Genomic DNA, 16995 nt, shown 5'->3' on the forward strand with positions numbered 1-16995 from the left:
AGAAATAAGTTTCCGTATTACGGAAGGGCGCATGTGATGGGCTTCGACTCCACGCGCTTCGATGTGAACCTCTCGATCCTTTTCACCGAACTCCCGCTCCTGGAGCGCCCCGCGGCCGCCGCCGCGGCCGGCTTCTCCGCGGTCGAGCTGTGGTGGCCGTGGACCCGGATGCCGAGCCCCCCGCAGTCCGAACTCGACGCCCTGCGGGACGCGCTGCGGGAGGCCGGCACCCAGCTGGTGGGCCTGAACTTCTACGCGGGCGAACTCCCCGGCCCCGACCGCGGCGCCCTGTCCGTGCCGGGCGAGGAGTCCGCGCGCTTCCGCGCCAACATCGACGTCGCCGCCGACTTCGCCCACTCGGTGGGCTGCACGGCGCTCAACGCGCTGTACGGCAACCGCGTGGACGGCGTGAGCCCCGAGGCACAGGACGAACTCGCCCTGGAGAACCTGGTCCGGGCCGCGCACGCGGCCGACCGGGTCGGCGCGGTGCTGCTGGTCGAGACCCTCAACAAGCCGGAGTCGCCGCGCTATCCGCTGGTCAGCGCGGCCGCCGCGGTCGAGGTGGTCGACAAGGTCAACGCCGAGACGGGTCTGGGCAACGCCAGGTTCCTGCTCGACCTCTACCACCTGTCGATGAACGGCGAGGACCTGCCCGCCGTGATCGACGCCTACGCGGACCGCACCGGCCACGTCCAGATCGCCGACGATCCCGGCCGCGGCGCGCCCGGCACGGGCTCCCTGCCGCTGGCCGCCCTCCTGGGCCGGCTGCGCGACGCGGGCTACGACGGCTGGGTCGGCCTGGAGTACAAGCCGGGCCCGCAGGGCAGCGCCGCCTCGTTCGGCTGGCTCGCCGACGCCGACAAGTAATCCGGAGAGGACATCATGACCAGCACACTTCCCACGGTCGCGTGGATCGGCCTCGGCATCATGGGCTCCCCGATGTCGGAGAACCTCATCAAGGCCGGATACTCCGTCACCGGCCACACGCTGGAGCAGGACAAGCTCGACCGGCTGGCCGCGGCCGGCGGCACTCCCGCGGGCTCGATCGCGGAGGCCGTGAGGGACGCCGACGTCATCGTCACCATGGTCCCGGCCTCGCCCCAGGTGGAGGCCGTCGCCTACGGCGAGGACGGCATCCTGGCGAACGCCCGGCCGGGCGCGCTGCTGATCGACATGTCGTCGATCACCCCGCAGACCTCGGTCGACCTCGCCAAGGCCGCGGCCGCCAGGGGCATCCGGGTCCTGGACGCCCCCGTCTCGGGGGGCGAGGCCGGTGCCGTCGAGGCGGTGCTCTCGATCATGGTGGGCGGCGAGCAGGCCGACTTCGACGAGGCGCGGCCCCTGTTCGACGCCCTCGGCAGGACCGTCGTCCTGTGCGGTCCGCACGGCGCCGGGCAGACCGTCAAGGCGGCCAACCAGCTGATCGTGGCGGTGAACATCCAGGCGTGCGCCGAGGCCGTGGTCTTCCTGGAGAAGTCCGGGGTCGACCTCGCCGCGGCCCTGGAGGTGCTGAACGGGGGCCTCGCCGGATCCACGGTGCTGACCCGCAAGAAGCGCAACTTCCTCGACCGCGAGTACGCCCCGGGCTTCCGCATCGACCTGCACCACAAGGACATGGGCATCGTCACCGACGCCGCCCGCAACGTCGGCGCGGCCCTGCCGGTCGGCTCGGTGGTGGCGAACCTCGTCGCCTCGCTGCGGGCCCAGGGCGACGGCGGCCTGGACCACTCCGCCCTGCTGCGCGGCGTGGAGCGCCTGTCCGGCCGGCCGGTCACCGGCTGACCCCGACTTCCGGGCGGCGGCGCCCCGACTCGTCCTGTCGCGCCCGACGGGGCGCCGCCGCCCGGAACCACGAACGTCCGCGCCGCCGAGAGCTTCTGAGGGGTAGGTCGAGGCGGCGCGGGCCGGGCCCCGCCCGGGGACCCGAGCCGCGACCGGGCCGGACGCGGACCGGGTCCCCGGGCGGCGGTGCGTCCCGGGGCGACCGGGGACGCGAAGACGGGTGCACGACGGGCTCCCCGTGCGGGACGATGGAGCGCAGGACCGTTCCGGCGAGACCGCCGTCCCTCCGCACCGCCCGCACCGCCCAGGAGTCGCGAACCATGGCAGAGAGCGTGCCCGTGCGCTGTCCGGCCTGCCGCCGGGAGCACGGCTACACCGCACCCACCTTCCCCTGCGCCTGCGGCACGCCGCTGGCCCTGCCGATCCTGCGCGGGGGCGTCCCGCTGCAGATCCGCCACCGGTCCTGGGACGACTCCTGGGTGGCCATGCGCTGCCCGGACTGCGGACGCGACGACCAGTGGCCGCAGCCCGAACTCGGCTGCGACTGCGGGGCGGTGGTCCGGCTGCCGGTGGACACCCGCGCCCTGCGGGCGCCCGAGCGGCGCCCCGTCCCGCCGGTGCGGCAGACCGGCCCGGGGCCCTTGGCCGCGGCACCGCGGCCGCCGTTCCGGCCGGTGACCATCCGTACCGCGCGGGACGCCGTCACCGCCGCCGCGCAGTACCTGAAGTGGCTCGGCTTCGCGGGTGTGCGCACCGCGGGCGACCGCTCGGCAAACGGCATCGACCTGCGCGGCGACGGGGTCGTGGCCCAGGTCGACCCGACGACCCGGCCGACGCCGCTGCGGGACGTCGAGACCCTCTGGCTCAACTGCCTCAACGAGGACTCCACCGGCGCCTTCTTCTCCCTGGCCGGCTACGCCCACGACGCCCGGCTGCGCGCGGACCGGCTGGGGGTGCCGCTGTTCGTCATGGACCTCACCGGCACGCCGCAGCCGGTCAACGACGCCGCCGACGCGCTGATCAGGACCGGCCCGCACGCCAGGCCCTGAACCGGGCCGAGCTCAGCCCAACCCTTCACCGTCCGTGGTCACTCGGGTCGCGCGACCGCCGCTCCCGGGGGAGTATCGAGAGGTTCCCCCTCCGTACGGCAACCCAGGACTACGTCAAGGACGCAGCGATGTCTACGGCCCTTCTGAAGCGCAAGCTCGACAAATCCTTCCGCCGTCTGGACACGGACGGCAACGGATATGCCGAGCGCGCCGACTTCCAGGACGTCGGCGCGCGGCTGATCCACGGCTTCGGCATGTCGCCCACCTCACCCAAGGGCAAGGCGGTGGCGGTGCGCCTGGACGCCGTCTGGGCGGAGCTGGCGGCGTACGCCGACAGAGACCGCGACGGGCGGCTGTCCTCCGCGGAGTACCACCACGGGATGACCAAGGCCTTCATCGAGGGACCCGCCTTCGACCCCGTCTTCCATCCGGCGGCCGAGGCCGTCGCGCATCTGTGCGACACCGACGGCGACGGCCACGTCGTGCGCGGGGAGTTCGAGGTCCTGCAGCGGGCCTTCAACACCCCCGTCAGTGACATCGCCGCCGCCTTCAACCGCATCGACACCGACGGCGACGGCTGTGTGAGCACCGCCGAACTGGTGGCGGCCATCCGTGCCTACTACATCGGCACCGACCCCGAGGCCCCCGGCAACTGGCTGTTCGGGCCCCTGTAGGGCAGACCGGTCCGGGCCCGCCGGGAGGCCCCCCGGGACGGTGTGCGTGGAGTCCGGCCGCCGCGCCCGGGAGGTCAGGACGGGGCGGCCGGTGGCACGGCGGTCGAACCCGGGCTCAGGAGCCCGTGAGCGGGATGATCTCGGTGGGCGCGTGGCCGGGTTCGGTGGCCAGTTCCTCGAACTCCACGACGTTGCCGATGTCGTTGGTGACGCTCATGGAGATGTTCGTGACCCGTTCCAGGATCGCCTCGACGACGACCGGCACCCGGTACTCGGCCGCGAGCTTCTTCGCCTGCTCGAAGGCGGCCCCGAGCCCGTCCGGGTCGGTGACCCGGATCGCCTTGCAGCCCAGGCCCTCGGCGACCTTGACGTGGTCGACGCCGTAGGCGCCCAGCTCGGGCGAGTTGACGTTCTCGAACTCCAGGTTGACCTCGAAGTCGATGTCGAACGCCCGTTGCGCCTGCCGGATCAGGCCCAGGTAGGCGTTGTTCACCAGGACGTGGACGTACGGGATCCGGTGCTGCGCGCCGACCGCGAGCTCCTCGATCATGAACTGGAAGTCGTAGTCGCCCGAGAGGGCCACCACCGGCGTCCCCGGGTCGGCCTTCGCCACACCCAGTGCGGCCGGCACGGTCCAGCCGAGGGGGCCGGCCTGGCCGCAGTTGATCCAGTGGCGCGGCCGGTAGACGTGCAGCATCTGCGCGCCGGCGATCTGGGAGAGGCCGATCGTGGTGACGTACCGGGTGTCGGGGCCGAAGGCGCGGTTCATCTCCTCGTACACGCGCTGCGGTTTGATCGGGATGTCGTCGAAGTGCGTACGGCGGTGCAGGGTCGCCTTGCGCTCCCGCGCGGAGGCGGCCCAGTCGGAGCGGTCCGGCAGGTCACCGGCGGCCTTCAGCTCCCGGGCCACCTCGAGGAACAGCCCCAGCGCGACGCCGGCGTCGGAGGCGATCCCGTAGTCGGGGGCGAAGATCTTGCCGATCTGGGTGGGTTCGATGTCGACGTGCACGAAGGTGCGGCCCTTGGTGTAGACGTCGATCCGGCCGGTGTGGCGGTTGGCCCAGCGGTTGCCGATGCCGAGGACGAAGTCCGACTCCAGGAAGGTCGCGTTGCCGTAGCGGTGCGAGGTCTGCAGACCGACCATGCCCGCGTTGAGGTCGTGGTCGTCCGGGATGGCGCCCCAGCCCATCAGGGTCGGCACCACCGGGGTGCCGGTCAGTTCGGCGAACTCCACCAGCAGACCCGCCGCGTCGGCGTTGATCACCCCGCCGCCCGCGACGATCAGCGGCCGCTCGGCGGCGGCCATCATGGCGAGCGCCTTCTCGATCTGGCGGCGGCTGGCGGCGGGCTTCCAGACCGGCAGCGGCTCGTAGGTGTCGGGGTCGAACTCGATCTCGGTGAGCTGGACGTCGACCGGCAGGTCGATCAGGACCGGGCCGGGGCGGCCGGAGCGCATGAGGTGGAACGCCTTCTGGAAGACCCCGGGGACCTGGGCCGCCTCCAGGACGGTGGTGGCCGCCTTGGTCACGGGCGCGGCGATGGCCGCGATGTCCACGGCCTGGAAGTCCTCCTTGTGGATCACCGCGGTGGGCGCCTGGCCGGTGATGCACAGGATCGGGATCGAGTCGCCGGTCGCCGAGTAGAGGCCGGTGATCATGTCGGTGCCCGCGGGGCCCGACGTGCCGATGCAGACGCCGATGTTGCCGGGGGCGGTGCGTGTGTAGCCCTCGGCCATGTGGGAGGCACCCTCCACGTGCCGGGCCAGCGTGTGCTGGATGCCGCCGGCGGCCTTGAGGGCGGCGTAGAAGGGGTTGATCGCGGCGCCGGGCACGCCGAACGCGGTGTCCACGCCCTCGCGCTTGAGGATCTCCACTGCCGCTCGGGCGGCGGTCATTCGAGGCATTCGGTCACTCCTGCGTCGTCCTGCGGTCCAGGTTGTCGCGCCCGGTGCTGCATTCCACATTGCGGAAGTGTTCTTTTGTCATGCGGAACTACTGCGAACATAGGGCGCCCCCGGCTCGCGGGTCAAGGAGGAGACGCCGAAGCCGTTCGGTAATGGAGTCGATCGATGTCGGTACCAACCAGTAGGGTTCCGCTCGCCCTTCACATCGGCTTCACACGGACCCCAGGTGATCTCCTTGACCACGCCGACGCCGTCGCCCGCTCGGCCCCAGCCGTCCGCTCCCCCGCCGCAGGCGCACGAGCACGTGCAGACGCAGGCGGAGCCGCAGGCACCGGCGGCGCCCCCGGCCGCCCGGCCGAGGCCGCTGCCCCCCTTCGGGCAGGAGGTGCCGGGCTACGGACGCTCCTGCCTGTTCTGCGGCTCGGTGCCGGCGGTCCAGGCCACCGTCCGGGGTCATCAGGGCATGGTCGTGATGATGCGTTTCCTGAAGGTCCGGGCCCCGTTCTGCCGGCGCTGCGGCACGGCCACGCACCGCAAGATGGTCTCCGACAGCCTGGTGCAGGGCTGGTGGAGCCCGGCCTCGATGCTGCTCAACCCGCTCACCCTGCTGGTCAACCTCTTCCAGCGCTGGAGGATCAGCCGGCTGCCCGAGCCGGTCCCCGGCGCCCCCGGCACGCCCGCCGACCCCGGCCGGCCGATCTTCCTCCGCCCCACCGCCCTGGGCCTGCTGATACCCGTGATCCTCATCGGCTGCGGCTGGCTGGTGCTGCACGACGACCCCGAGTACGCCGAGGTCGGCGACTGCGTCCACAGCAGCGGAGAAGTCCTCTTCCCCGACGTCTCGGTCGTCGACTGCGGTTCCGCGAAGGCCGAGTTCGAGGTCGTCGGGCGCTTCGACAACACCACCGACACCGGCGGGTGCGCCGCCTACCCGCGCACGGTGGCCATGTTGCAGGCGGAGCGCGGCTCGACCAAGTACGTGCTGTGCCTGGCGCGGAACGACAACACCTGACCGCCGCCCGCGCCGACCGCCGGACCGGCAGCCGTCAGACGCGGCTCCACTTCTGGTTGTCCTGGCCGCTGCAGCTCCACAGCCGCAGCCTGGTGCCGTTGACCCCCGGCGAGTCCTCCGCCTCGACGCACTTGTCTGCCTGGACGTTGACCAGGTCGTGAGCGGCGTTGAGGCGGAACTGCTGGGCGCCGGTGCCGTTGCAGTCGACCAGTTGGACCGCCGCGCCGTCGTCCCGCGAACCGCCCGCGACGTCCATGCACTGGCCCCGGGAGCGGATGCTGCCGTCGGGCTTGATCTGCCAGGACTGCGCCGCGCCGCCCGTGCAGTCCCAGAGCTGCAGCGGACTGCCCCACGGGGGGCTGCCGTCGATGCAGCGGCCCGAGTCGTGGCTCCGGATCGCCGTGCCGGAGGCGGCGGCGGAGTGCGAGGGCCCGGTGGCCGGTTGCTGCGCCGATCCCCCGCCCGTGGCGTGGGGGGTGACCTTGCCCCCGGGCGTGCTCGGGGTGGCGGTCGGCCCGTCCGGGGACCCGGACTCCACCCGCCGCCGGGGGGTGTCGCCGGGGGACGGCGACCGCCCGCCGTCGGGGCTCGCCGTGGCCGGGCCGGTCCCGGGGGTCCCGACCGCCGGGTCCTCGTCCGCGAGGGTGACGGCGGCTCCGCCGCGCTCCTGCTCGCCCGAACCCCGCACGAGGAACGGCACGCAGACGAGCACGCCGACCGCCAGGCCCCCGCCGACCAGCAGGAGCGGGCGGGACCATCTGCGGCGCTTCGCCGCGGGAGCCGCGGGGTGCGGCGCCTGCGGGGCCGTCCCCGCGGCCGCCGGCGGAGCGTGCTCCTCATCGTCGGCGTCGGCTGCGGGGCGGGACGCGAAGGCGAGCCCCGCGGCGAAGCCGTCCGCGTAGGTGGACTCCGGCTCCGCGCCCTCCTCCTGACGCTCCGGCAGGGCGGCGGCGGTCTGCCTGGCCCGCAACGTGGAGGCGTCGCCGCCGCTCCAGTCCGTGGGGGCCCGGCTGGTGGTGGCGGAGGCGTCGGCGATCGCGGACGTCCTCCGGGTCCGCCGGGGCAGCGCCGTACCGGCGGGGGAGCCCGCCTCCGGGGCCTCGCCGGCCGCCGGCTCGTCGGGAGAAGCCGTCATGAATCCTTCCAAACCCAAGATGTGCCGAGAGCCGCCCCGCCGCGTGGGTCGGGGCGCGGGCACATCCGTCCCCCGGGGCATCCCCGCCGCGCCGTCACCCCGCAAGGGGGTCTCCGCGGCAGCGCAGCACGCACCCTAGCAACCGCTCCCGGCCGGGACGACCCGCACCATGACGGCACGGTGGCCGTCGCGTGAACGGCGGGTTGCCCGCGGGCGACGGTGTCCCTCAGGACGTGCGCCGGTGGGGCTCCCAGGTGCGGCGGACGTCGTTCCACAGGTAGCGGGTGCCGGCGCCCTCGGCGCCGCCCGTGGTGGCCCAGACGCCCTGGGGGTGGTCGCCGAGGGTGTCGGTCCAGGCGATCTCCAGTCCGGCGACCTCCGGGTGGCTCAGGTCGAGCCGCTGGAACTGGCCGACCGCCCCGACCGGCAGCAGCGGGTGCACCTGCACCTTGGTCCCGGAGCCCTCGTCCTCCAGTCGCAGCACCCCGCCGCCCTCGCGCCGGACCGAACCGAGCTTCCTCACCGCCGCGATGAAGGCGGCCGCCGTCTGTTCCTCCTCGGTGGCCGCGCGCCGCCGCCAGAAGCCCCGGCCGCCCATGCGCGCCGCGGTGATCTCGCCGAGCCTGGTCCCCACCGCCTGCATGAACGAGCTGAGCAGGACCACCCCGCCCGCACCGACCACGGCGGACACCAGCTCCGGGATCGCGGTCTGCTCATCGCCCCCCGGCCGGACGTCCTCCCAGCGAGCCATCCCCGTCGCCCCCGTCTCCCGTACGTGTCAGGTGTGTTGCCAGGGTAGCGGCGGCGGCTGCAGTGGCGCGCGTGATCATCCGCATGAGCGGCACCCTCGGCGCGGGCGGGACCACGACGTGCTCGACGGGGCCCTGCCGCGGCCTGGTTCCGCGGGCCGCGCCGGCCGGCGGAGCTCACACGGAGCGGAAGGATTCCCGGAGTTCGACCTTGCGGACCTTGCCGCTGACGGTCATCGGGAAGGCGTCCATCAGCCGCAGGTGGCGCGGGACCTTGTAGTGGGCGAGCCGGCCGCGGCAGAACTCGCCGAGCTCCTCCACGGTGAGCGCGGACGCCGGGTCCTTGAGGATGACGCAGGCCAGGATCTCCTCGCCGTACCGCTCGTCGGGGACGCCGACCACCTGGACGTCCGCGATCTTCGGGTGGGCGTAGAGGAACTCCTCGATCTCGCGCGGGTAGACGTTCTCCCCACCGCGGATGATCATGTCCTTGATACGGCCGACGATCTGCAGGTACCCGTCCTCCCGCATCACCGCCAGGTCGCCGGTGTGCATCCAGCGGCCGGCGTCGATCGCCTCCGCGGTCCTCTCCGGCTCGTCCCAGTAGCCCAGCATCACCGAGTAGCCGCGGGTGCACAGTTCGCCCGTCGTGCCGCGCGGCACCGTCACGCCGTCCGGCCCGACGACCTTGACCTCGACGTGCGGCAGCACCCGGCCGACGGTGCCGGTGCGGCGCTCGAGGTCGTCGTCCCGGCGGGTCTGGGTGGAGACCGGCGAGGTCTCGGTCATGCCGTAGCAGATGGAGACCTCGGCCATGTGCATCTCGGCGACGACCCGCTTCATCACCTCGACCGGGCAGGGCGAGCCCGCCATGATGCCGGTGCGCAGCGAGGAGAGGTCGTAGCTCGCGAAGTCCGGCAGGTTGAGCTCGGCGATGAACATCGTCGGCACCCCGTACAGCGAGGTGCAGCGCTCCTGTTCGACCGCGCGCAGCGTCGCCGCCGGGTCGAAGCCGGGCGCGGGGATGACGATGCAGGCGCCGTGCGAGGTGGCGCCCAGGTTCCCCATGACCATGCCGAAGCAGTGGTAGAAGGGCACCGGCAGGCAGACCCGGTCCTGTTCGGTGTAGCCGACCAGTTCGCCCACGAAGTAGCCGTTGTTGAGGATGTTGTGGTGGGAGAGGGTCGCGCCCTTGGGGAAGCCGGTCGTGCCCGAGGTGTACTGGATGTTGACGGGGTCGTCGCAGGACAGCTCCGCCCCGCGCTCGGCCAGTTGCTCGTACGGGACGTTCGCCCCGGCCTCGACGAGGGTGTCCCACGTGGGGTCGCCGATGTACACGACCTCGGTCAGCGAGCGGCACTCGCCGCGCACCTGCTCCACCATGGCGCGGTAGTCGCTGGACTTGAACACGGTGGAGGCGACCAGCACCTCGATGCCGGCCTGGTCGAGCACGAAGGCCAGTTCGTGGACGCGGTACGCCGGATTGATGTTGACCATGATCGCGCCGATGCGGGCGGTGGCGTACTGGACCAGCACCCACTCCGGGCAGTTGACCGCCCAGATGCCCACCCGGTCGCCCTTGCCGACGCCCTTGGCGAGCAGGCCGCGCGCCACGTCGTCGACGGCGGCGCCGAACTGCGCGTACGTCCAGCGGCGGCCGCTGGGCACGTCGACCAGCGCGTCGCGGTCCGGCCAGGCGGCGACCGCCCGGTCCAGGTTGCGGCCGATGGTGTCGCCGAGCAGGGGCGTGGTGCCGGTGCCGCTCGCGTAGGACGGCTCGACGGACGTCGCGGGGGTGCTCACCGGTGGTCCTCCTCGCGGTACTCGGTGCCGACGGCCCCCTCGGCGGTGCGCTGCCGCAGCTCGATGCGGCGGATCTTGCCGGACACGGTCTTGGGCAGCTCTGCGAACTCGATGCGCCGCACCCGCTTGTACGGGGCGAGCACGGCCCGCGAGTGCGCGAACAGCGCCGCCGCGGTCTCCGGTCCCGGCTCCCAGCCCTGGGCCAGGACGACGTACGCCTTGGGCACGGCCAGCCGCAGCGGGTCGGGCGCCGGGACGACGGCGGCCTCGGCCACGCACTCGTGCTCCAGCAGGGCGCTCTCCAGCTCGAAGGGGGAGATCTTGTAGTCGGAGGCCTTGAAGACGTCGTCGGCGCGCCCGATGTAGGTGATGTAGCCCTCGGCGTCGCGGGAGCCGATGTCGCCGGTGCGGTACCAGCCGCCGGCCATGGCCTCGGCGGTGCGCTCCGGGTCGCCCTCGTAGCCGGTCATCAGGCCCACCGGACGGGTGGACAGGTCGAGGCAGATCTCCCCCTCGTCGCCGGGCTTGCCGGTGACGGGGTCGACGAGTTCCACGACGTAGCCGGGGCTGGGGCGGCCCATGGAGCCCGGCTTGAGCGGCTGGCCGGGCGGGTTGGAGACCTGGACGGCCGTCTCGGTCTGGCCGAAGCCGTCCCGGATGGTCAGCCCCCAGGCGCGCCGCACGTGCTCGATGACCTCGGGGTTGAGCGGCTCGCCGGCGGCGACGACCTCGCGCGGCGGGGTGCGCAGCACGCCGAGGTCGGCCTGGATCAGCATCCGCCAGACGGTGGGCGGCGCGCAGAAGCTGGTGACGCCGGCCCGGTCCATCTCGGCCATCAGGCGGCCCGCGTCGAAGCGCGTGTAGTTGTGGATGAAGACCGTCGCCTCGGCGTTCCACGGGGCGAAGAGGTTGGACCAGGCGTGCTTGGCCCAGCCGGGCGAGGAGATGTTGAGGTGGACGTCGCCGGGGCGCAGGCCGATCCAGTACATCGTCGCCAGGTGGCCCACCGGGTAGGACAGGTGGGTCTGCTCGACGAGCTTGGGCTTGGCGGTGGTGCCCGAGGTGAAGTAGAGCATCAGCGGGTCGTCGCCGCGGGTGTCCCCGTCGGGCGTGAAGTCCGCGGGGGCCTCGTAGGCGTCCTCGTAGGCGTGCCAGCCCGCGGGCGCGCCGCCGACGGCGATCCTGGTGTACTCCCCCGGCACCTGCTCGAACTTCGCCGTGTCAGCAGCCCGGACGATCACGTGCCGGGCCCGGCCGCGCTCCACGCGGTCGGTGAGGTCGGCGGGACCGAGCAGCGGGGTGGCCGGGATGACCACGGCGCGCAGCTTCATGGCGGCCAGGGCGGTCTCCCAGAGCTCGGTCTGGTTGCCGAGCATGACCACGATCCGGTCGCCGGCGCCCACCCCGAGCCCGCGGAGCCGGTTCGCGACCCGGGCGGAGCGCTCGGACATCGCGGCGAAGGAGACGACGGACTCGGTGCCGTCCTCCTCGACGATGTGCAGCGCGGGGCGGTCGTTGTCCCGGGCGATGACGTCGAACCAGTCAAGCGCCCAGTTGAAGTGCTCGGGACGCGGCCAGCGGAAGCCCTCGTACGCCGCCCGGTAGTCCTCGCGGTGGCGCAGCAGGAAGTCCCGGGCCGCCCGGAACTCTTCCGTCCGGCTGGTTGCCGTCATGTGTCCTCCTCGTCGCCGGCCCCCTCGGTAGCATCCTGTGGTCAGTGACGAGGCTCTCACTACCCCCGAACGGGGGTGAGGAAGCGGCGGGGGCGTGACGGGACCGGGCGAGGCGGCGGAGCTGCGGGCGGCGCTGCTGCGGATGAGGCGCACCAGCGGTCTGCCGGTGGCCTTCGGAGGGCTGCTCCCGGAACCGCGCCGGCTGCGGATCACCGAGCTGTCCGGCACGGCCACCGCCTCCCTGCAGGGGCTCACCATCACCACGGGCAACGGCCTGGGCGGCAAGACGATCGCGCTCTCCCGGCCGCTGGCCGTCACCGACTACAGCACCTCGCGGGTGATCAGCCACGAGTACGATGCGGCGGTCGCCGCCGAGGGTCTGCGCTCCGTCCTGGCCGTGCCGGTGGTCGTGCGCCGCCGGGTGCGCGGGGTGCTCTACGGTGCGCTGCGCCATCCGCTGGCGCTCGGCGACCGACCGGTGAGCGCCGCGGTGGAGGCGGCGCGCGAGCTGGAGCAGCGGCTGGCGGTACGGGACGAGGCCGACCGCCTGCTGTCGACGTGCCGCCAGCCGACCGCCGGGGACCCGGCGGCCTGGGAGGAGGTCCGCGAGGCCCACGGTGAGCTGCGGGCGCTGGCCGGCCGGGTCGCCGATCCGCTGCTGCGGCAGGAACTGCTCGCCGTGTGCGGCCGGCTCACGGCGGCGACCGGGGCCGCCGGGGGCGGCGACGGCCTCCCCGCCGGGCGTCCGGTCGCCGTCTCCTCCCGGGAGCTGGACGTCCTGGCGTGCGTGGCCGTGGGGGCCACCAACGCCGCTGCCGCCGACCGGCTGGGACTGCGTCCGGAGACGGTCAAGAGCTATCTGCGCTCGGCCATGCGCAAGCTCGGCGCCCGTACCCGTCTCGAGGCTGTCGTCGCCGCCCGCCGGGCCGGCCTGCTCCCCTGAGACGCGGACCCGGACCGGTGGTGCCCGCGGGGTGACGCCGGCGGCGGGAACGGCCGCGCACGATCGCTCCCCGGTACCGCGTTCACCCGCAAAGCACCGTGATCGGGGGCAGCACCGGAACCACGGACAAGCCGCCACGTTCGCCCCGCCCAGGGCGATTTCGGGGTTTGACCGCCGGCGGGATCGGACCGATCATTCGGGGTGTGTCCACCGGCACACACGGGACGGGGGCCGGCCTGACGAATGGTCCGGTGTTCAACAGGTCGCTGCCTCCGCGCATTTCCCGGCCTGCCGCCCCTCGCGCGACATCCATATCGGCGGCGGCGGTGAATTTCCCTGCACCGGACGGAGCGGAAGAGCCACGCCCGTACGCGGGGATTTCCACGGCTCTTTGTTTAACATTGTTCCGGACACGACACGAGGGGAGCGGCGACCGTGGAGCAGGCCTTCGACGTGCCGGCCAGACCCCGACCCGACCAGGTGGTCGGGCGCGGTGACGTGCTCGCACGGGCCCGCGGGCACCTCGCCCACGGTGCCAGCCTGCTGCTGTACGGACCGGCCGGAATCGGGAAGTCCACCGTCTTGCGGACACTCGCCGAGGAATACGGCGGCGAGCCCACGGTGCTGCGCTGTTCCGCGACCGAATCCGAATCGCATCTGCCCTTCCTCGCCCTGGTCGATCTGCTCGGCCTGGTCGCCGACCAGGTGTCCGACCGCCTGCCCGCTCCGCAGCGGGCCGCGCTGGAGTCGGCGCTCACCGGCCGCGGGGAGTCCTCGCTGCAACGGGACGGACTGGCACTGCGGCTGGCCGTGCTGTCGGTGCTGCGGGCGCTGGCCGCCGACGGCCCCGTGCTGATCGTCGTGGACGACCTGCAGTGGGTGGACCCGGCCAGCGCCGAGCTGCTGGCCTTCGCGGCCCGCCGGGTCGCCGAGCTGCCGGTGCGGGTGCTGGGTGCCGTACGCACCGACGCCGATCCGCAGGACCAGCACGACCGCTATCTGCGCGCCTTCCCGCAGGACGTGGTCACACTGCGGGTGACGCCGCTGTCCCGGCCGGACGTCTCCGAGCTCCTCGACGGGCGCGGCCACACGGGCCTGCCGCGCGCGGTCGTCCGGGACATCCACCGCACCAGCGGCGGCAATCCCCTGTTCGCCCTGGAGCTCGGCCGTGCCCTCGCGGAGAGCCGCACCCCGCCGCGCCCCGGGGAGCCGCTGCCGGTGCCGACCTCGCTGCGCGCCCTGGTGCTCAACCGGCTGGAGATGCTCTCCGCGGAGACCCGCCGCACGCTGCTGATCGCCAGCGCGGGGGCCCGCCCGACCCTCGCGACGCTGCGTGGCGCCGGTCGCGCCAACGCCGAGAGCGAGACGGGGGTGGCCGCCTCCCTCGGTCTGGTGGAGATGGACCCCGACGACGGCAGCGGTCCGGTGCGTTTCGCACATCCGCTGATCTCAGCGGCGCTGTACGCGGAGGCGACCCCGGAGGACCGGCGCAGCGCCCACGCCGCGCTGGCCGCGGCCGCCGTCGACCCGATCGAACGGGCCCGGCACCTGGCGCTGGCGACGAGCGGCAAGGACGAACGGGTCGCGGCGAGCCTTGCCGAGGCCGCGGACGAGGCCCGGTCCCGCGGCGCCCCCTCGGTGGCCGCGCAACTCGGACTGCTGGCCGCCCGGCACAGTCCCGAAGGCGCGGTGCCCACCGCGGACGAGCGGCGGCTGCGGGCCGCCGAGGACGCGCTGACCGCCGCGGAGCCCGAACTCGCCCGCGCCACCGCCCGCGAGGTGCTGGCGCGGGCCACGATCCCGGCGGACCGGGTGCGGGCGTGGAGTGTGGTGATCGACTCGGTCGGGCAGGCGCTGTCCGAGGTGGACGACGTCTTCCCGCAGGCCCTGGCGGACGCGGGCGACGACCCTCGGCTGCAGGGCCTGGTGCGCTACCAGCTCGCCTGGCGGGCCCTGGTGGACGGCCAGATGCACGAGGCGCGGGCCGAGGCCGCCCGCTCGGCGGCACTCGCCGCGCAGGCCGGCGACCGGCGCACCGAGTTGCTGGCACTCTCCTTCAAGGCCCTCAACGAGACGACCATGGGGCACCCCGACGCCGCCGCGACCCTGGCCCTGGCCTCCGCCGAGCCGCAGGACCCGGACGTGGCCATGAACCACAACGGCCCGGTCTACATCCGCTCCCGCTATCTGCTGATGAGTGATCAGCTCGACGAGGCGAGGACCGCGTTGACCCGGCTGGCAGGAGAGGCGCGGCAGCGCGGCGCGGTGGAGACCGAGGTCTACTCGGTACGCAGCCTCGCCGAGATCGAACTGCGCTCCGGCCGCTGCGGCACGGCGCTCGACCTGGCCCGCGAGAGCCTGCGGCTGGCCGAGGACATCGGCATCGGCGAGGGCTTCGCGCTGCAGATCGCGTCCCTGGCCGAGGCGGCCGGCGGCACGGTGGAACGCGCCCTGTCGCTGGCCGGGGACGCGGTGCGGCGGGCCGAGGCCGACAGCGACATGCCGTACATGACGCGGGCGCTGTACGCGCTCGGGCACGCCCGGCTGGTCGGCGCCGACCCGCAGGGCGCGGTGGACGCGCTGCGCCGGGTGCGCGCGCTCGAACGCGAGATGGGCGTGACGGAACCCGCGCGCGGCCGCTGGCAGGGCGACCTCGCCGAGGCACTGGTGCTGACCGGCGCGCTCGGTGAGGCGCGGGAGGTCATCGACGAGACGCGCCGGCACGCCCTGCGGCTCGGCCGGCAGAGCATCCTGGCCGTCCTGGAGCGCGCCGAGGGGATGCTCCTCGCCGCGCGCGGCGACACCGACGGGGCGGTGGCGGTGCTGACCGGGGCCCGGCAGCGGACGGCCGCACTCGGCTACGGGCTGGACGAGGCCCGCGCCGTCTTCGCGCTGTCCCGGGTCGAGGCGGACCGGCGCAACCACGGGGCGGCCGGGACGGCGCTGGACGAGGCCGGCCGGCTGTTCCGGCGGTCGAAGGCCCTGCCGTGGCTGGAGCAGATGGGCCAGGCCACGGCGGCCCCCGCGGCGGCCGCGCCACCGGAGCTGGACGGGCTGGCCTCGATGGAGCGGCAGGTGGCCGCGCTCGTCCTGGAGGGCGCCACCAACCGGGAGATCGCCGCAACGCTGTTCATCAGCGTGAAGACGGTCGAGGCGACCCTGACCCGCGTGTACCGCAAGCTGGGCATCCGCTCACGGGTGGACATCGTGCGACTGGCGGCGGGCCGCCGGGCCGGCTGAAGCGACCACCGCGACCGGCCGGCCCGCGCGCCGTCGCACACCCGGCCGGGCACGCGGCGTGACCGAGGGGTTTCCCGACGCGACCGGACCAGGGGCTTCCCTCCTTGGGACGCACGGGCCGCGACCCTAGCCTGGGTCCCGCGCAGAGCAAGCAGGCCGACCGTCCCACGAGTGCGCGTGCGCCAACGCCCCTCGTCCACGGCCGCCGGCGATCACGCCGGCCCGGGCCGTGCCGTACGCGCGGGATGCGGCGCCGCCCCACCGGCGACCCGCGCGTTCCCCCACCGGCACCCCGAGGAGCTCCATGTCACGGCTCAGCCGGGCGAGGCGAGCCGCCGCCCTCGTTCCCGGCGGACGCCCGCACCCGCGCCGCCGGGGGCGGTCCGGATGAACTCCTGACGTCAGGTCAGGCCGAGCCGGGGGTCGCTGCGGGCTGCCACGAGCCGCCCGCAGCGACCCCTCTCCACGTCAGCGGCCGCGCTCGGCGGCGTCGACGGCGGCGTAGATCCGGTCGAAGACAGGCCCCAGGCTCTCCAGCTCGCCCGGGTCCAGCGGATCCAGGACCATCCGGCGCACGGCCTCGACGTGCGCGGGCGCGGAGGCCACCAGCTTCTCGTACCCCTCGGGCGTGAGGATCGCCAGCGTGTAGCGGCCGTCCCCGGGGTCCGGCTCGCGGCGGACAAAGCCCTGGTGCTCCAGACGCCGCACCACGTGCGACAGCCGCGACAGGGACGAGCTCGCGCGGTCCGCGAGCACGCTCATCCTGATGGTGTGCCGCTCCTGCTCGGAGAGCATCGCGAGGACGTGGTACTCCATCCAGTTCAGATCCGCGTCGCGCTCCAGCTCGCGCTCCAGGGCCGGCAGGAGCCGGGCCATGACCCGGGCCATCGACATCCACCCGGTCAGCTCGCCGCCCTGCAGCCAGCGTGGCTCCGCGGCGGCTGGCGCGGGCGGGTCCGCTGTGTTCTTCGTCATGGTCACCAGGCTATCGGACCGCTTGAAGCTTCAAGCTGGTCTGTTACAGTGCACTTG

At 73.7% G+C, this 16995-nt stretch carries 13 protein-coding genes; 7 read left to right on the top strand and 6 right to left on the bottom strand.

The window, feature by feature from the left end:
* The first annotated feature begins 36 nt into the window (after nucleotides 1–36).
* From OIE69_RS11270 to OIE69_RS11285, 4 genes are all read left to right on the top strand, one after another.
* Entirely contained in the window at nucleotides 37–867 is an 831-nt protein-coding gene (locus OIE69_RS11270) for a TIM barrel protein (protein ID WP_326571834.1), read from the top strand.
* A gap of 15 nt (nucleotides 868–882) precedes the next feature.
* A complete protein-coding gene (locus OIE69_RS11275; RefSeq protein WP_326571835.1) occupies nucleotides 883–1782 on the top strand; it encodes a 2-hydroxy-3-oxopropionate reductase in 900 nt (299 codons plus the stop codon).
* Between the two features lie 320 nt (nucleotides 1783–2102).
* The gene (locus tag OIE69_RS11280) at nucleotides 2103–2831 is read left to right on the top strand and encodes a hypothetical protein (protein WP_326571836.1); all 729 of its coding nucleotides are present in this window, start codon (nucleotides 2103–2105) and stop codon (nucleotides 2829–2831) included.
* 128 nt (nucleotides 2832–2959) lie between these two features.
* Nucleotides 2960–3505 carry an EF-hand domain-containing protein gene (locus tag OIE69_RS11285; RefSeq protein ID WP_089222876.1) on the top strand — a complete coding sequence of 182 codons (546 nt, stop codon included), beginning with the start codon at nucleotides 2960–2962 and terminating at the stop codon, nucleotides 3503–3505.
* Nucleotides 3506–3620: 115 nt separating this feature from the next.
* Here the strand turns inward: OIE69_RS11285 and gcl are convergent, their stop codons facing one another.
* A complete protein-coding gene (gene gcl / locus OIE69_RS11290; RefSeq protein ID WP_326571837.1) occupies nucleotides 3621–5408 on the bottom strand; it encodes a glyoxylate carboligase in 1788 nt (595 codons plus the stop codon).
* 235 nt (nucleotides 5409–5643) lie between these two features.
* On the opposite strand from gcl, the gene OIE69_RS11295 reads away from it, so the two are divergent.
* Nucleotides 5644–6420 carry an LppU/SCO3897 family protein gene (locus tag OIE69_RS11295; protein ID WP_326571838.1) on the top strand — a complete coding sequence of 259 codons (777 nt, stop codon included), beginning with the start codon at nucleotides 5644–5646 and terminating at the stop codon, nucleotides 6418–6420.
* Nucleotides 6421–6454: 34 nt separating this feature from the next.
* Here the strand turns inward: OIE69_RS11295 and OIE69_RS11300 are convergent, their stop codons facing one another.
* The 4 genes from OIE69_RS11300 to OIE69_RS11315 all read right to left on the bottom strand — a co-directional run bounded on the left by OIE69_RS11300 (nucleotide 6455) and on the right by OIE69_RS11315 (nucleotide 11780).
* Nucleotides 6455–7555 carry a ricin-type beta-trefoil lectin domain protein gene (locus OIE69_RS11300; protein ID WP_326571839.1) on the bottom strand — a complete coding sequence of 367 codons (1101 nt, stop codon included), beginning with the start codon at nucleotides 7553–7555 and terminating at the stop codon, nucleotides 6455–6457.
* Nucleotides 7556–7781: 226 nt separating this feature from the next.
* Complete coding sequence (locus OIE69_RS11305) at nucleotides 7782–8306, bottom strand: hypothetical protein (RefSeq protein WP_326571840.1); 525 nt, start codon at nucleotides 8304–8306, stop codon at nucleotides 7782–7784.
* A 175-nt stretch (nucleotides 8307–8481) separates the two neighbouring features.
* Nucleotides 8482–10107, bottom strand: a complete 1626-nt coding sequence (locus OIE69_RS11310) for an AMP-binding protein (protein ID WP_326571841.1) — start codon at nucleotides 10105–10107, stop codon at nucleotides 8482–8484.
* Entirely contained in the window at nucleotides 10104–11780 is a 1677-nt protein-coding gene (locus tag OIE69_RS11315; RefSeq protein WP_326571842.1) for an AMP-binding protein, read from the bottom strand. Before OIE69_RS11315 ends, OIE69_RS11310 begins: the two co-directional genes overlap by 4 nt.
* A 94-nt stretch (nucleotides 11781–11874) precedes the next feature.
* Here OIE69_RS11315 and OIE69_RS11320 point away from each other — a divergent pair, with 94 nt between their 5' ends.
* Nucleotides 11875–12723, top strand: a complete 849-nt coding sequence (locus OIE69_RS11320; RefSeq protein WP_326571843.1) for a helix-turn-helix transcriptional regulator — start codon at nucleotides 11875–11877, stop codon at nucleotides 12721–12723.
* A gap of 435 nt (nucleotides 12724–13158) precedes the next feature.
* Nucleotides 13159–15963 (top strand): helix-turn-helix transcriptional regulator, encoded by a 2805-nt coding sequence (locus tag OIE69_RS11325; protein ID WP_326571844.1) that lies wholly within the window; start codon nucleotides 13159–13161, stop codon nucleotides 15961–15963.
* Between the two features lie 468 nt (nucleotides 15964–16431).
* Here OIE69_RS11325 and OIE69_RS11330 read toward each other — a convergent pair whose 3' ends face one another.
* A complete protein-coding gene (locus OIE69_RS11330; protein WP_326571845.1) occupies nucleotides 16432–16938 on the bottom strand; it encodes a MarR family winged helix-turn-helix transcriptional regulator in 507 nt (168 codons plus the stop codon).
* Nucleotides 16939–16995 lie beyond the last annotated feature (57 nt).

Source organism: Actinacidiphila glaucinigra, from assembly GCF_035918135.1.
Classification (GTDB): Bacteria; Actinomycetota; Actinomycetes; order Streptomycetales; family Streptomycetaceae; genus Actinacidiphila; species Actinacidiphila glaucinigra.

Coding starts and splice junctions, on each gene's coding strand:
- OIE69_RS11300 (WP_326571839.1), bottom strand. CDS start 7,555: ATGACGGCTTCTCCCGACGAGCCGGCGGCCGGCGAGGCCCCGGAGGCG.
- OIE69_RS11330 (WP_326571845.1), bottom strand. CDS start 16,938: ATGACGAAGAACACAGCGGACCCGCCCGCGCCAGCCGCCGCGGAGCCA.
- OIE69_RS11315 (WP_326571842.1), bottom strand. CDS start 11,780: ATGACGGCAACCAGCCGGACGGAAGAGTTCCGGGCGGCCCGGGACTTC.
- OIE69_RS11275 (WP_326571835.1), top strand. CDS start 883: ATGACCAGCACACTTCCCACGGTCGCGTGGATCGGCCTCGGCATCATG.
- OIE69_RS11305 (WP_326571840.1), bottom strand. CDS start 8,306: ATGGCTCGCTGGGAGGACGTCCGGCCGGGGGGCGATGAGCAGACCGCG.
- OIE69_RS11270 (WP_326571834.1), top strand. CDS start 37: ATGGGCTTCGACTCCACGCGCTTCGATGTGAACCTCTCGATCCTTTTC.
- OIE69_RS11280 (WP_326571836.1), top strand. CDS start 2,103: ATGGCAGAGAGCGTGCCCGTGCGCTGTCCGGCCTGCCGCCGGGAGCAC.
- gcl (WP_326571837.1), bottom strand. CDS start 5,408: ATGCCTCGAATGACCGCCGCCCGAGCGGCAGTGGAGATCCTCAAGCGC.
- OIE69_RS11285 (WP_089222876.1), top strand. CDS start 2,960: ATGTCTACGGCCCTTCTGAAGCGCAAGCTCGACAAATCCTTCCGCCGT.